The sequence below is a fragment of the Streptomyces kryoterrae genome (assembly GCF_054072135.1).
Genome location: NZ_CM133358.1, coordinates 4,295,573 through 4,309,282, shown reverse-complemented (window position 1 = coordinate 4,309,282; position 13,710 = coordinate 4,295,573). Strand labels below are relative to the sequence as shown.

12 protein-coding genes are annotated in these 13,710 nt (G+C 70.6%); 9 read left to right on the top strand and 3 right to left on the bottom strand.

The features are described 5' to 3' along the window. Positions 1-226: 226 nt before the first annotated feature. A complete protein-coding gene (locus ACW4TU_RS18275) occupies positions 227-868 on the top strand; it encodes a TetR/AcrR family transcriptional regulator (RefSeq protein ID WP_457428882.1) in 642 nt (213 codons plus the stop codon). A 119-nt stretch (positions 869-987) separates the two neighbouring features. Then, complete coding sequence (locus ACW4TU_RS18270; protein ID WP_457428881.1) at positions 988-2,520, top strand: MFS transporter; 1,533 nt, start codon at positions 988-990, stop codon at positions 2,518-2,520. Between the two features lie 102 nt (positions 2,521-2,622). On the opposite strand, the gene ACW4TU_RS18265 is transcribed toward ACW4TU_RS18270, so the two are convergent. After that, a complete protein-coding gene (locus ACW4TU_RS18265) occupies positions 2,623-3,132 on the bottom strand; it encodes a MarR family winged helix-turn-helix transcriptional regulator (protein WP_457428880.1) in 510 nt (169 codons plus the stop codon). Between the two features lie 133 nt (positions 3,133-3,265). Between ACW4TU_RS18265 and ACW4TU_RS18260 the strand changes: the two genes are divergently transcribed. Continuing rightward, positions 3,266-4,057 carry a dioxygenase family protein gene (locus tag ACW4TU_RS18260; RefSeq protein WP_457428879.1) on the top strand — a complete coding sequence of 264 codons (792 nt, stop codon included), beginning with the start codon at positions 3,266-3,268 and terminating at the stop codon, positions 4,055-4,057. Between the two features lie 80 nt (positions 4,058-4,137). On the opposite strand, the gene ACW4TU_RS18255 is transcribed toward ACW4TU_RS18260, so the two are convergent. After that, complete coding sequence (locus tag ACW4TU_RS18255; RefSeq protein WP_457428878.1) at positions 4,138-4,656, bottom strand: GNAT family N-acetyltransferase; 519 nt, start codon at positions 4,654-4,656, stop codon at positions 4,138-4,140. 188 nt (positions 4,657-4,844) lie between these two features. Between ACW4TU_RS18255 and ACW4TU_RS18250 the strand changes: the two genes are divergently transcribed. After that, a complete protein-coding gene (locus ACW4TU_RS18250; protein WP_457428877.1) occupies positions 4,845-5,846 on the top strand; it encodes a sigma-70 family RNA polymerase sigma factor in 1,002 nt (333 codons plus the stop codon). Positions 5,847-6,317: 471 nt separating this feature from the next. Next, positions 6,318-6,899, top strand: a complete 582-nt coding sequence (locus ACW4TU_RS18245; protein ID WP_457430186.1) for a TetR/AcrR family transcriptional regulator — start codon at positions 6,318-6,320, stop codon at positions 6,897-6,899. 31 nt (positions 6,900-6,930) lie between these two features. Here the strand turns inward: ACW4TU_RS18245 and ACW4TU_RS18240 are convergent, their stop codons facing one another. Continuing rightward, positions 6,931-7,896 (bottom strand): helix-turn-helix transcriptional regulator, encoded by a 966-nt coding sequence (locus ACW4TU_RS18240; protein WP_457428876.1) that lies wholly within the window; start codon positions 7,894-7,896, stop codon positions 6,931-6,933. Positions 7,897-7,958: 62 nt separating this feature from the next. Here ACW4TU_RS18240 and ACW4TU_RS18235 point away from each other — a divergent pair, with 62 nt between their 5' ends. The 4 genes from ACW4TU_RS18235 to ACW4TU_RS18220 all read left to right on the top strand — a co-directional run bounded on the left by ACW4TU_RS18235 (position 7,959) and on the right by ACW4TU_RS18220 (position 13,693). After that, the gene (locus ACW4TU_RS18235) at positions 7,959-9,476 is read left to right on the top strand and encodes an MFS transporter (protein WP_457428875.1); all 1,518 of its coding nucleotides are present in this window, start codon (positions 7,959-7,961) and stop codon (positions 9,474-9,476) included. A 212-nt stretch (positions 9,477-9,688) separates the two neighbouring features. After that, positions 9,689-10,453, top strand: a complete 765-nt coding sequence (locus ACW4TU_RS18230; RefSeq protein ID WP_457428874.1) for a DeoR/GlpR family DNA-binding transcription regulator — start codon at positions 9,689-9,691, stop codon at positions 10,451-10,453. Then, positions 10,450-11,397 carry a 1-phosphofructokinase gene (pfkB, locus tag ACW4TU_RS18225; RefSeq protein ID WP_457428873.1) on the top strand — a complete coding sequence of 316 codons (948 nt, stop codon included), beginning with the start codon at positions 10,450-10,452 and terminating at the stop codon, positions 11,395-11,397. The genes ACW4TU_RS18230 and pfkB overlap by 4 nt, the downstream gene beginning before the upstream one ends. Positions 11,398-11,662: 265 nt before the next feature. After that, positions 11,663-13,693, top strand: a complete 2,031-nt coding sequence (locus tag ACW4TU_RS18220; RefSeq protein ID WP_457428872.1) for a PTS fructose transporter subunit IIABC — start codon at positions 11,663-11,665, stop codon at positions 13,691-13,693. Positions 13,694-13,710 lie beyond the last annotated feature (17 nt).

Here is a 13,710-nt window from a genome sequence, read left to right as displayed (position 1 = left end):
CCCTTTCGATCACCCTGTGTGGAGGTCGGCGCGGGCGCGCGCTGGAGGAGACCGATCGTGGGTTTCTCGCCGGAGGTTATGTGACCCAGGTCACATCAAATGTCTTCCGATCCGGGAAATAACCGGGGACCGATTCCCCGTTTAGCCATGTGTCCGAGCGAAACGGGGAGTGATCCCCCGGATCGCAACGCAGGGTTCACGAACACCGTCCATGAAGGAGTACGCCGTGCAGACCGCGATCCGTGTGCAGAAGGTGACCCGGCCCCGCGCCGACGCTCTGCGCAACCGGGAGCGGATCGTCACCGCCGCCCGCGAGATGTTCGTCGAGTTCGGCGCCGAGGTGCCGATCGACGAGATCGCCCGCCGGGCCGGCGTCGGCAACGCCACGGTGTACCGCAACTTCCCCGACCGGGAGGCCCTCGTACGGGAGGTCGTCTGCTCGGTCATGGACCGTACGTCCGAGGCGGCGGAACTCGCGCTCGCCGAGACCGGCGACGCCTTCGCGGCGCTGGAGCGCTTCGTGCACGTCACCGCCGACGAGCGGATCGGTGCGCTCTGCCCGATGATGTCCAGCACCTTCGACCAGCACCACCCGGACCTGGAGGCCGCGCGGGAGCGGGTCGAACAGCTCACCGGGGAGATCATGGACCGCGCCAAGGCGGCCGGGAGGCTCCGCGCCGATGTGGGAGTGGGCGACGTGATGGTCGTCGTGTCCCAGCTCAGCCGTCCTCCGGCGGGCACGGCGTGCACGAACATCGACGGCTTCGTGCACCGACACCTGCAGATCTTCCTGGACGGACTGCGGGCCCCGGCCCCCTCCGAACTGCCCGGCACGACCGTCACGATGGAGGATCTGCGCCGATCCTGACCGATGAGTTCAGCGCATCACCCGAGTCACCACTGACGCCAAGCTTCCAGTCGTCAACGTCGACGTACTGATTCCTTTCGCATCCTTTTTCCTCACGAAGTCCCGAAGTGGGTATCTCCATGTCCGAAACAGCCCAGGCTGTCGCCGCCAAGGCGCCGACTCCCGACTCCAACCGCTGGAAAGCGCTCAGCTTCATCGCGCTCGCCCAGCTGATGGTCGTGCTCGACGCGACCATCGTGAACATCGCACTGCCCTCCGCCCAGCAGGACCTGGGGATATCGGACGGCAACCGGCAGTGGGTCATCACGGCCTACGCCCTGGCCTTCGGCGGACTGCTGCTCTTCGGCGGCCGGATCGCCGACATCTGGGGCCGCAAGAACACCTTCGTCACCGGCCTGATCGGCTTCGCCGCCGCCTCCGCCCTGGGCGGCGCCGCGACGAACGAGGCGATGCTCCTCGGCTCCCGCGCCCTCCAGGGTGCCTTCGGCGCGCTGCTGGCGCCCGCCGCGCTCTCCCTGCTCGCCGTGATGTTCACCGACGCCAAGGAACGCGCCAAGGCGTTCGGCATCTACGGTGCGATCGCCGGTGGCGGCGGCGCCGTGGGTCTCATCCTCGGCGGCTTCCTCACCGAGTACCTGAACTGGCGCTGGACGTTCTTCGTGAACATCCCGTTCGCGATCGTCGCCGCCCTCGGCGCGTACTTCGTCATCCGTGAGCCGTCCGGCAGCCGCAACCGCTCGCCGCTCGACATCCCGGGTGTCGTCCTGTCCACCCTCGGTCTGGTCTCCCTCGTCTACGGCTTCACGCGGGCCGAGTCCGAGGGCTGGAGCGACTCCCTGACGATCGGCCTGTTCGTCGCCTCGGTGGTCCTCCTCGCGACGTTCGTGTTCGTCGAGTCCAGGGTCAAGGCCCCGCTGCTGCCCCTGCGCGTCATCACCGAGCGCAACCGCGGCGGCGTCTATCTCTCGCTCGGCCTCGCGATCATCGCGATGTTCGGCCTGTTCCTCTTCCTGACCTACTACCTGCAGATCGTGAAGGGCTACTCGCCGGTCAAGACCGGCTTCGCCTTCCTGCCGATGATCGCGGGCATGATCACGGGCTCCACGCAGATCGGTGCCCGACTGATGACCCGCGTCCCGGCGCGGCTGCTGATGGGCCCCGGCTTCCTGGTCGCCGCGCTCGGCATGCTGTTCCTGACCCAGATGGAGATCGGCTCCTCGTACGCGGCCCTGCTCCTGCCGGCCATGCTCCTGCTCGGCCTCGGCATGGGTACGGCGTTCATGCCGGCCATGTCCCTGGCCACGCTGGGCGTCGAGCCGCGTGACTCCGGTGTCGCCTCCGCGATGGTCAACACCTCGCAGCAGGTGGGCGGCGCGATCGGTACGGCTCTGCTGAACACGATCGCCGCCTCCGCGACCACGTCGTACCTCGCCGACCACATCGGCTCGGCGACCTCCCGCTCCCAGCAGCAGTTGGTCCAGCTCGAAGCCATGGTCGAGGGTTACACCAGCGCGATCTGGTTCGCCGTCGGCATCCTGGTCGCGGCCTCGGCCATCGCGTTCACCTTCATCACCGCCGGTGCCCCGGACATGAGTTCGGTCAGCGGTGAGGGCGCCGAGGAGGAGCTGAAGGTTCCGGTGGTCGCCCACTGACCCCGGCCGCCGTCCCCGTCGTACCTCTTCGGGCCACCGCGTACGTCACGCGGGGTGGGGACACCTCGTGACGTACGACCCCAGGATCTGCCCTGGTTCCGCTCAGCGGAGCCAGGGCAGATCCGCGCCCGCGTCCTTCGGCTGGAGGCCCTGGGCGACGATGTCCATGACGTCGTGGAGCGTCTTGCGCTGCTCGTCGCTGATCCGGTCGAACAGGGCCTGCCGTACGGCGCTCACATGGCCGGGGGCGGTGCGCCTGAGCACCTCCTGGCCCTGGTCGGTCAGGACCGCGAACTGGCCGCGCTTGTCCGAGGGGCAGTCCTCGCGGCGCACCCAGCCGTTCTTCTCCAGCCGGGCGATGGCGTGCGAGAGACGGGAGCGGGTGATCTTGGCCTTCATCGCCAGTTCGGTCATGCGCAGACGTCCGTCCGCCTGCTCGCCGAGGCCGACCAGCAGGCCGTAGTAGACGTGTGGCATGCCGGCGTCACGCTGGAGCTGGCGGTCGAGATGGTCCTCGAGAAGGGTGACCGCGTGCATGTAGGCACGCCAGGTGCGCTGCTCCTCGTCGGTGAGCCAGCGAGGCTCCTCGTCAGATGTAGATGCCGTGTTCATGTACTCCACTCTACGTTCCCCGTCCTTGAATTTTAAACCAAAACGATGTATGTTCAGTATGCGAGAAGCTTGAGACTTCAAGATGCAGACTTGAAGCAGAAGAGGTAAAGGTCCCGGGAGGGAAGCAGTCGACATGTCCGCCGACATCCAGGAGCGCATGCCCGCGCTCTACATCAGTCATGGCGCCCCTCCGCTGGCGGACGACCCGATCTGGCCCGGTGAACTCGCCGCCTGGTCGGCCGGCCTGCCCCGCCCCAAGGCGATCCTCATGGTCTCCGCCCACTGGGAAGAGGCCCCGCTCGCCATCGGCGCCATCGAAACGATCCCCCTCGTCTACGACTTCTGGGGCTTCCCCGAGCACTACTACCAGGTCGAGTACGCCGCCCCGGGCGCCCCCGCACTTGCCGAGTCCGTACGCAAGCTGCTGCGTGCCCCCGGCATACCCGTCCAGGACGTCCCCGACCGCGGTCTCGACCACGGCGCGTACGTCCCGCTGGTGGAGATGTTCCCCGAGGCGGACATTCCTGTCCTCCAGATCTCGATGCCGACCCTCGACCCGGTGAAACTGATGGACATCGGGCGCAAGCTCGCGCCGCTCCGCGACGAGGGCGTGCTGATCGTCGGCTCCGGCTTCTTCACCCACAACCTGGCGGCCCTTCGCCACTCGGGCCCCGGTGTGCCGACCTGGTCGAGCGAGTTCGACGACTGGGGCCGCCGGGCGCTGGAAACGCGGGACGTGGACGGCCTGCTGGACTTCCTGAACAAGGCTCCCGCCGGCCGGTACGCCCACCCGCGCACCGAGCACTTCGCCCCGCTCTTCGTGACGATGGGCGCCGCCGACCTGGCCGGCGAGCTGGACTCCCAGCGGTCGGTCATCGACGGTTTCTGGCTGGGGATGGCCAAGCGGTCGGTGCAGTTCGGCTGACCCCTCAGGGCCGGTGATCGGCCCTTTCGGGCAGGTGCCCGGCGGCCGTAAGGGCTACCCGAACGGGCGTGGGAAGGGGATCAGAGCTCCTTCTCGTACCAGGCGACGTCCCAGTACCGGCCGAACTTGCGGCCCACCTCGCGGTACGTGCCGACGTACCGGAACCCGAAGCGTTCGTGCAGCCGCACGGACGCCTCGTTCGGTGGCACGACCCCCGCCAGGGCGCGATGCACGTCCTCGCCGGCCAGGGCCTCGAAGAGTGCCTCGTAGAGCAGGGTGCCGATGCCGCGCCCGCCCGCGTCCGGGGCGAGGTAGACGGTGACCTCGACCGTGGTGGCGTAGGCCGGCTTCGCACGGAAGGGGCCGGATGTGGCGTACCCCAGAATCCGCTGTGAGTCCACATCCGTGGCAACCATCAGGCGGTGCGGGCCGTCTTCAGGGTAGGAGAGCAGCCAGGGGCGGCGCTCCTGTGGTGTGAAGGTTTTGGTGTCGAAAGTTGTGGGTGTCTCCCGCACGTAATGGTTGTAGAGCTCGGTGAGGGCTGCGAGATCATCCTCGACCCCTGGCCTGACCTGCACCTTTGTACGTTCCGACGACATCGGGCCTCCTCTGCGGCGGGACAGGGTACTGCAAGATCAGAAAAACAGGGGGACGGGTGGGGAATTCTGTCCTGATTCCAGTCGTTGTTTCCTTCAGAAGCTGGGCACGCGAGGAGTGTGCTGAGCGTTCAGTAACCAACAGGGACACCCAGGACCACCCGCTGGCCCTCCATCGCAAGGGAGCAAGCATGGCAACCCGTGCCGTCGCCCGTCGTACGTCGTCCGCCACCGGCGGGGCCGTCGGCGGCGCACGCAGTGTTCGCGCCCATGGCGGCGAGATCGCCGACCGCGACCTGGTCGGCATGTACTTGGACGAAATAGCCCGGACCCCTCTGCTCGACGCCGCGAAGGAGGTCGAGCTGTCGCAGACCATCGAAGCCGGTGTGTTCGCGCGCCAGATCCTCGACGGCGAGACAGAGGCCAACGCCGACGCCACCGCCCCGGAGCTGGAGGCGCTCGTCGCCGAGAGCGAGCGGGCCAAGGACATCTTCATCCGCTCCAACCTCCGGCTGGTCGTCGCCGTGGCGCGCCGCTACCCCCGCAGCGGCCTGCCCCTTCTCGACCTGATCCAGGAGGGCAACGCCGGTCTGGTGCGCGCGGTCGAGAAGTTCGACTACCGCAAGGGCTTCAAGTTCTCGACGTACGCCACCTGGTGGATCCGGCAGGCCATCACCCGTTCCATAGCCGACCAGTCGCGCACGATCCGCCTTCCCGTCCACCTGGTCGAGGAGCTGGGCCGGATCCGGCGCGTACAGCGCGAGTTCAACCGCAAGAACGGACGGGACCCGGAGCCCGCGGAGATCGCCGCCGAGCTGGACACGAACGCGGCGCGCGTGGTCGACGTCCTGGACTGGGCCCGCGACCCGGTCTCGCTGAACATGCCCGTGGACGACGAGGGCGAGACGCAGTTCGGCGACCTCCTGGAGGACACGTCGGCGGTGTCGCCGGAGCAGTCCGTGCTGACCCTGCTGCGCAGCGAGGAACTGGACGACCTGATCGGCCGCCTCGACCAGCGCACGGCCTCCATCATCAAGATGCGGTACGGCATCGACGACGGCCGGGAGCGGACGCTGACGGAGGTCGGCAAGGAGCACGGGCTGACCCGTGAGCGGATCCGGCAGATCGAGAAGCACGCGCTGCTGGAACTGAAGAAGCTGGCCCGGGACACCGGGTTCGACGCGGCGGCGTAGTTCCCCGCACCCCTCAGGGGGCGCATTCGAGAGCTTCGCGCGCCGGGAGGCGTACGACTGTTGGTGGTCGCGTGCGCGGGGTGGCGGAAGGCCGCGCAAAGATTGCGGTGCGAGGCTGGTTCAAATCGCGGGCCCGGGGCACAAGACCTCAGGGCCCAGGACTTCGGGTCCGGGCGGAGACGCCTCGGACCCCCTGAGCCGAGTCCCGACGCAACCCCCCCCAGCGTCGGGGCTCATCCCGAGCCGGGCTTCGGCACCTACCCCCCCCAGGTGCCGGGGCCCGGCTCTCTTTCGCGCTCTCTTCCGCCCGGTGGATCGCTTGAGCTGCCCAGCGATTGGTCCAAGGGCGGGGCACCCCGTACCTGAACCCCGGGGTGGCCCGCCGAATGGCAGATTGTGCCACAGCGGCATAACGTGGCGTCCGTGTCCCACCCCAGTTCGCTCACCCAACGGCGTAAGCACGAGACCCGGATGGAGATCGCCCTGGCGGCGGGGCGGCTCTTCGTGACACACGGGCTGCGAGCCACCCGCGCCGAGGACATCGCCCAGGCCGCCGGGGTCGCGCCGCGCACCTTCTACCGCTACTTCGCCACCAAGGAAGAGGCCATCGGCCCCCTGTTCGGCGCGGGCACGGAGCGCTGGGCGCAGGCGGTGCGCGAGGCCCCGGCCACACTGTCCGTGCCGCAGGCACTGGAGCACGCGGTACGGCAGGTGCTGACGCCCGGAGCCGAGGTGTCACAGGGCGCCCTGGACCGGGCCCGCACCCTGCTCCGGCTGGCCGAGGAGAGCCCCGGCCTGCTGCGGGTGTGGGCGGAGCGGTGCCGGTCGGCGGAACGCGCACTGGCCCAGGCGCTGGCCTCCCGGGGCGCGGGCCCGGCCGGCTCACCCGAGACCCGCTTCACCGCCGCCGTCGCCAGTGCCGCCGTACGCGTCGCCTTCGAGACCTGGTCGGCGGGGGACGCCCCGGCCGACGGCCCGACCGGCCCGGCGGCACTGGCGGTGCGCAACCTGGGAACGCTGCGGGACTTCCCGTGGAGCGGCGCGAGCTCCTGAGAGCGGTCGGCAGGGCGGTGGCGCCGGTCGGTCAGCTCCCCGCCGCCCGGGTCATCCGGGCCCCCAACTCCCGTACCCGCTCGACCAGTTCGGCCGGTTCCCGGACCGTGAACTCGCAGTCGACCGACGCCAGCCGCACCGCCAGCTGCTCCACGGCGTCGCCGACCGAGGAACGGATCCGGCAACTGTGCTCGTCCAGGGGCTCCGGGGTGCCGAGCCAGGCCGGGACGCGGGCGGCGACATACACGGCCGGGGCGGCGAACGTCGCCTCGAACACATAGGCCTCCTGCCGTACGTGCATCGAGCGGCGCAGATACTCCGCCGCGTCGCCCGTCGGCAGCTCGCGCGGGGTGAAGCGGGCGCCTGTCGCGAAGGGGTCGCTGACCCGGTCGACGCGGAAGGTGCGCCAGTCGGCCCGGTCGAGGTCGTAGGCGACGAGATACCAGCGGCGGCCGGTCGACACGAGCCGGTGGGGCTCGGTCAGACGCTTGGTGGGGGTGCCGTCCTTGGCGCGGTAGGCGAACCGCAGCCGCTCCTGGCCGGCCACCGCCGAGGCCATCACGGTCAGTGTCTCGGGCGCGATGACCGCACCGTCTCCACTGGTCAGCGGGGTGGTCGCGGCTTGGAGGGTGGAGACACGCCGGCGCAGCCGGGACGGCAGGACCTGCTCCAGCTTGGCCAGCGCCCGTACGGAGGCCTCGTCCAGCCCCTCGACCGCGTGCCCGGCACCCGCCCGCAGCCCGACCGCGATCGCCACCGCCTCCTCGTCGTCCAGCACCAGCGGGGGCATCGCCTTGCCCGCGACGAGCCGGTACCCGCCGTCGGAACCCTTGCTCGCCCGCACGGGATAACCGAGTTCACGCAGCCGGTCGATGTCCCGCCGCACGGTACGCCGGGACACCCCGAGCCGGTCGGAGAGCTCACCGCCCGGCCACTCACGGGGTGTCTGGAGGAGGGAGAGGAGCTGAAGGAGCCGGGCCGGGGTGTCCGTCGTCATGAGTTCCAGGATGCCGCACCACTAGGACACGATCTGACCTAATGGGGTTCTAGGTTGAACACATGACCTCCACCGAAACACCAACCGGCCTCGCTGCCGTGCCCGACCGTGCACCTGACCGGCGGCGCTGGTTCGCCCTCGCCATCGTGATGACCGCGGCCTTCATGGACCTCGTCGACGTCACGATCGTCAACGTCGCGATCCCGTCCATCCAGCGCGAGGCCGGCGCCTCCTTCAGCCAGATCCAGTGGATCACCGCCGGCTACGCGCTCGCCTTCGCCGCCGGCCTCGTCACCGGCGGGCGGCTCGGCGACATCCACGGCCGCAAGCGGCTGTTCCTCGTCGGCATCGGCGGCTTCACCCTCGCCTCCGCCCTCTGCGGCTTCGCCGCCAACCCGGAGATGCTGGTCGCCTCCCGCATCCTCCAGGGCGGCATGGCGGCGATGATGGTGCCGCAGGTCCTGTCGATCGTCCACGCGACCTTCCCGGCGCACGAACGCGGCAAGGTGTTCGGCCTCTTCGGCGCGATCGTGGGCCTGGGCGCGGTGACCGGTCCGCTGCTGGGCGCGCTGCTCACGGAGTGGGACCTGTTCGGCCTCGGCTGGCGGCCGATCTTCCTGATCAACCTGCCCGTCGGCATCGCGGGACTGGTCCTGGGCCGCCGTTTCATCACGGAGTCGAAGGCCCCGCGGGCCATGAAGCTGGACCTCGTCGGCGTCGCCCTCGTGACCCTGGGCCTGCTGATGCTGCTCTACCCGCTGACGCGCGGACGCGAGCTGGGCTGGCCGCTGTGGGGGTACCTGTCGATGGCGGGCGCGCTCGGTGTCTTCGGCGCGCTGGTGGCGTACGAGAAGCGCAAGACGCGGATCGACGGGTCGCCGCTGGTCGAGCTGTCGCTGTTCCGGGTGAAGAGCTTCGCCGCGGGCATCGCCGTGCAGACCGTCTTCGGGGTCGGCCTGGGCATCTTCTTCCTGGTGTGGACGCTGTACATGCAGATGGGGCTCGGCTGGAGCGCCCTGCGGGCCGGGCTGACCGGCGTGCCCTTCTCGATCGCGGTGTCGGTGGCGGCCGGGATGTCCGTCCAGAAGCTGGTCCCGCGCTTCGGCCGCAAGGTGCTCCAGGCGGGCGCGCTGGTGATGGGCGCGGGTGTGCTGATCTACATCTGGGAGTCCGGCCGCTACGGCCTGGCCATCGCCTCCTGGCAGATGGCGCTCCCGCTGGTCGTCATGGGCGCCGGCATGGGCCTGATCGTCGCCCCGCTGACGGACGCGGTGCTGTCGGAGGTGCCGAAGGAGCATGCCGGGTCGGCGTCCGGGCTGATCAACACCGTGCAGCAGATGGGCAACGCGCTCGGGCTCGGGCTGGTGTCGGTGGTGTTCTTCGGCGCGATGGGGGACCGGCTCGCGCCGAGCGAGGTGGGACCGGCGTTCGTGGACGCCTTCCAGAACGCGCTGGGGTGGGTGGCCGCGCTGATGGGCGTGATCTTCCTGGTGATGTTCGCGCTGCCGACGCGGGCCGCGGTGGCGGACGTGGCGGAGACCGGGGCTGAGGAGCAGCGGGAGAAGGTGCTCGTCGGCTGAGCGAGCGGAACCGAGCAGAACCGGCCAAGAGCGGTGGAGCGGGGCCCGGCACCTCAGGTGCCGGGCCCCTTCCCCTGTGCGTGTCCGCACCGCATCCCTTACAGAAGCCTGATTGTGTCCACATCGCGCCCGAATCTGTTTACTTTGCGGAAATCCGGGCGTAGCCTCCGAGTGAATCCACAAGTTCGGGCATCGGTCGGAGGTAAACGGACATGTACGCACCGGAGCGGCAGCAGGAGATCCTGCGGCTCGCCCGTGACGGCGGGCGGGTGGACGTGCTGTCCCTCGCCGAGCAGTTCCAGGTCACCGCCGAGACCGTCCGGCGGGATCTGAAGGCTCTGGACCGCGCGGGCCTCCTACGGCGTGTGCACGGCGGGGCCATACCGGCCGGCCGCCTCGACTTCGAGCCGGACCTCACCGAGCGCGAGTCGACCTCCGCCGACGAGAAGGACCGTATCGCCAAGGCCGCCCTCGCCGAACTGCCCACCGAGGGCACCCTGATCCTCGACGCCGGCTCGACGGTCGCCCGCCTCGCCGCCGCCATCCCGCTGGACGCGACGCTCACCGTCGTCACCCACAGCCTTCCGATCGCGGCCCGCCTCGCCGACCACCCCGGCATCCAGCTGCACCTCGTCGGAGGACGCGTCCGGCACCGTACGCGGGCCGCCGTGGACGCCTGGGCGCTGCGGGCGTACGGCGAGATCCGCGCCGACGTCGCGTTCGTGGCCGCCAACGGGTTCTCCGCCGAGCGCGGGCTGACCACGCCCGACCTCGCCGAGGCCGCCGTGAAGCGGGCCGCCGTGGAGGCCGCCCGCCGAGTGGTGCTCCTCGCCGACTCGACGAAGCACGGCCAGGAGCACTTCGCCCGCTTCGGCGACCTGGCCGACGTGGACCTGCTGATCACCGACAGCGGGCTGAGCCCCGAGGACGCCACCGGCCTCGAACGCGGCGGCGGCACAGAAGTGGTGCGCGCATGATCCTCACCGTCACCCCCAACCCGTCCCTCGACCGTACGTACGAGGTCCCGTCGCTCGACCGCGGCGAGGTCATCCGGGCCACCGGCGAACGCATGGACCCGGGCGGCAAGGGCGTCAACGTCTCGCGGGCCGTCGCCGCCGCCGGGCAGCGCACCGTGGCCGTGCTGCCGCTGGGCGGCGCGCCCGGAGCGCTCGTCGCCAGCCTGCTCGACGCCCAGGGCATCGAGGTCGCGCCGGTGCCGATCTCCGGAGCCACCCGCTCCAACATCGCGCTCGCCGAATCCAACGGCGTCCTGACGAAGATCAACGCACCCGGGCCCGAACTCTGCGCCGCCGAGCAGGAGTTGCTCCTGGAGACCGTGCGCCGGCAGTCGGCCGACGCCGACTGGATCGCCTGCTGCGGCAGCCTGCCGCGCGGCCTCGCACCCTCCTGGTACGCCGACATCGTCGCCCGTACGCACGCGGCGGGCGCCCGCATCGCCCTCGACACCTCCGGCCCCGCTCTTCTCGCCGCCCTGCGCGAACAGCCCGACGTCGTCAAGCCGAACGCCGAGGAACTCGCGGAAGCCGTCGGCCGGCCCCTCGCCACCATCGGCGACGCCGTCAAGGCCGCCGAGGAACTGCGCGAACTCGGCGCGGGCGCCGTCCTCGCCAGCCTCGGCGCCGACGGACAGCTGCTCGTCAACGGCTCCGGCACCTGGTTCGGCAGCGCGCGCGTCGACACCGTACGCAGCAATGTGGGCGCCGGTGACTCCTCGCTCGCCGGTTTCCTGATCGCCGGCGGCAGCGGACCGGAAGCCCTCGCCTCCGCCGTCGCACACGGCGCCGCAGCCGTCCAGCTGCCCGGCAGCGTGATGCCGACGCCGGCCGACCTCGACCTGTCCGCCGTGACGGTGACGAGCGAGGTACCCGTGGACCGCGTACTGAGGGAGCCGGTGTCATGAGCTTCCGGTCGGGTGTCCTCCCTGGTCAGGCCCGCTGTTGTCGAGCGCGTCGCGGCGGTCCGGCTGCCCGGCGGTGCGATGCCGCTGAGGGAGCCCACGTCATGGGTTCCCCACCGCGCGTCCCCCCTGAACCGGCCCTGACGCGGCGGGGTTCCCCCGGCCCCGCCGCAGCCACCCCCAGCCCCCACCGCAGTGCCCGTACCACCCCCGTCCCCAGCCCCGCCCACCCCACGCCCCGGGCGATACACGTGCGAAGGAGCCCGCGATGAGCGAGATGATCACCGCGGACCTGGTCGATCTCGACCTGTCCGCCCAGACCAAGGACGCGGCTGCCCGTGCCCTCGCCGAGCGCATGGTGGCGAAGGGGCGGGTGACCGACCTCGACGGCTTCCTCGCCGACGTGGCCGCCCGCGAGGCGCAGATGCCGACCGGCCTCGACGGCGGCATCGGCATCCCGCACTGCCGAAGCGAACACGTGACCGAGCCGACGCTCGCCTTCGGGCGCAGCGCCGCCGGGATCGACTTCGGCGCGGCGGACGGACCCGCCGACCTGATCTTCCTGATCGCGGCCCCCGCCGGCGCCGACGACGCCCATCTGACGATCCTCTCGTCGCTGGCCCGCCAGCTGATGAACGACGAGTTCACCGCGGCGCTGCGGTCGGTGGGCGACGCGGCGAGCGCCGCCGCCCTGATCCGCGGCGACGAGGCGCCGGCCGTCGGCGCCGAAGACTCCGCGGCGGTTTCGGCGGCGGCCTCCGCCGAAGCCGCCGCGGGTACCAGTGCCGACGAGCGCCCGTTCCGTATCGTCGCCGTCACCTCCTGTCCGACCGGTATCGCGCACACGTACATGGCGGCCGAGTCGCTGGAGAACGCCGGCCGCGAGGCGGGCGTCGAGCTCGTCGTCGAGACGCAGGGCTCGGCCGGGTTCACCCGGCTCGACCCGGCGGCCATCGCCGACGCGGACGGCGTGATCTTCGCCCACGACGTGCCCGTACGGGAGAAGGAACGCTTCGCCGGGAAGCCGACCGTCGACGTCGGCGTGAAGGCAGGCATCAACAAGCCCGCCCAGCTCATCGCCGACGTACGCGGCAAGGCCGAGCGCGGCGAGGTCACCGCGAGCGCCAAGGGTGACGGAACGCCCGTCGAACGGGCCGGTGAGTCCGGTGACAACTACGGCACCAAGCTGCGCAAGTGGCTGATGACCGGCGTGAGTTACATGGTCCCGTTCGTCGCCGCGGGCGGTCTGCTGCTCGCCCTCGGCTTCGCGATCGGCGGCTGGGAGATCAACAAGGCGCCCTCGGTCATGGAGCACTTCTCCTGGACCCAGGTCGACAGCTGGGGCGCGCTGCTCTTCCAGATCGGCGGGGTCGCCTTCGGCTTCCTCATCCCGGTCCTGGCCGGCTACATCGCCTACGGCATGGCGGACCGGCCCGGCCTCGTCCCCGGCTTCGTCGGCGGCATGATCGCCTCGAACATCGCGGCCGGCTTCCTCGGCGGACTGGTCGCCGGTCTGCTGGCCGGTGGCATCGTCCTGGCGATCCAGCGGATCAAGATCCCGCCGGTGCTGCGCGGCATCATGCCGGTCGTGGTGATCCCGCTGATCTCCTCGCTGATCGTCGGCTTCCTGATGTTCGTCGTCGTCGGCAAGCCCATCGCCGAGGCCCAGAAGGGCATGACGGACTGGCTCTCCGGGCTCTCCGGCACCAACGCCGTCCTGCTCGGCATCCTGCTCGGCCTGATGATGTGCTTCGACCTCGGCGGCCCCGTCAACAAGGTCGCGTACGCCTTCGCCACCGCCGGTATCGCCGTCCAGGACCCGAGCGACTCCGCGATGAAGGTCATGGCCGCCGTGATGGCCGCGGGCATGGTCCCGCCGCTGGGCATGGCGCTGGCCACCGTCGTCCGAAGGAAGCTCTTCACCCCGGCCGAGCGCGAGAACGGCAAGGCCGCCTGGGTACTGGGCGCCTCCTTCATCTCCGAGGGCGCGATCCCGTTCGCGGCGGCGGACCCACTGCGCGTCATCCCGGCCTCGATGGCGGGCGGCGCGGTCACCGGCGCACTGTCGATGGCCTTCGGCGCCACGCTGCGCGCCCCGCACGGCGGCATCTTCGTGGTCCCGCTGATCGGCAGCCCGTTCCTCTACCTGATCGCCATCGCGGCCGGCACCGGCGTCACCACGGCCCTGGTGATCCTCCTCAAGAGCATGCGCAAGCAGGCACCGGGGGCCACGGCCGCCGAGTCGCCGGAGAGCGAAGCGAAGTCGGCGGCCGAGAAGAAGGAGCCGGTGGCGGCGTAAGCGGCGCGACGAGCAGG

Bases quoted from the DNA above. Each gene is read 5' to 3' on its own strand.
- ACW4TU_RS18255 (WP_457428878.1), bottom strand. From the start codon at position 4,656: ATGTCGTCGGAACGTACAAAGGTGCAGGTCAGGCCAGGGGTCGAGGAT.
- ACW4TU_RS18260 (WP_457428879.1), top strand. From the start codon at position 3,266: ATGTCCGCCGACATCCAGGAGCGCATGCCCGCGCTCTACATCAGTCAT.
- ACW4TU_RS18270 (WP_457428881.1), top strand. From the start codon at position 988: ATGTCCGAAACAGCCCAGGCTGTCGCCGCCAAGGCGCCGACTCCCGAC.
- ACW4TU_RS18240 (WP_457428876.1), bottom strand. From the start codon at position 7,896: ATGACGACGGACACCCCGGCCCGGCTCCTTCAGCTCCTCTCCCTCCTC.
- ACW4TU_RS18235 (WP_457428875.1), top strand. From the start codon at position 7,959: ATGACCTCCACCGAAACACCAACCGGCCTCGCTGCCGTGCCCGACCGT.
- ACW4TU_RS18230 (WP_457428874.1), top strand. From the start codon at position 9,689: ATGTACGCACCGGAGCGGCAGCAGGAGATCCTGCGGCTCGCCCGTGAC.
- pfkB (WP_457428873.1), top strand. From the start codon at position 10,450: ATGATCCTCACCGTCACCCCCAACCCGTCCCTCGACCGTACGTACGAG.
- ACW4TU_RS18250 (WP_457428877.1), top strand. From the start codon at position 4,845: ATGGCAACCCGTGCCGTCGCCCGTCGTACGTCGTCCGCCACCGGCGGG.
- ACW4TU_RS18245 (WP_457430186.1), top strand. From the start codon at position 6,318: ATGGAGATCGCCCTGGCGGCGGGGCGGCTCTTCGTGACACACGGGCTG.
- ACW4TU_RS18220 (WP_457428872.1), top strand. From the start codon at position 11,663: ATGAGCGAGATGATCACCGCGGACCTGGTCGATCTCGACCTGTCCGCC.
- ACW4TU_RS18265 (WP_457428880.1), bottom strand. From the start codon at position 3,132: ATGAACACGGCATCTACATCTGACGAGGAGCCTCGCTGGCTCACCGAC.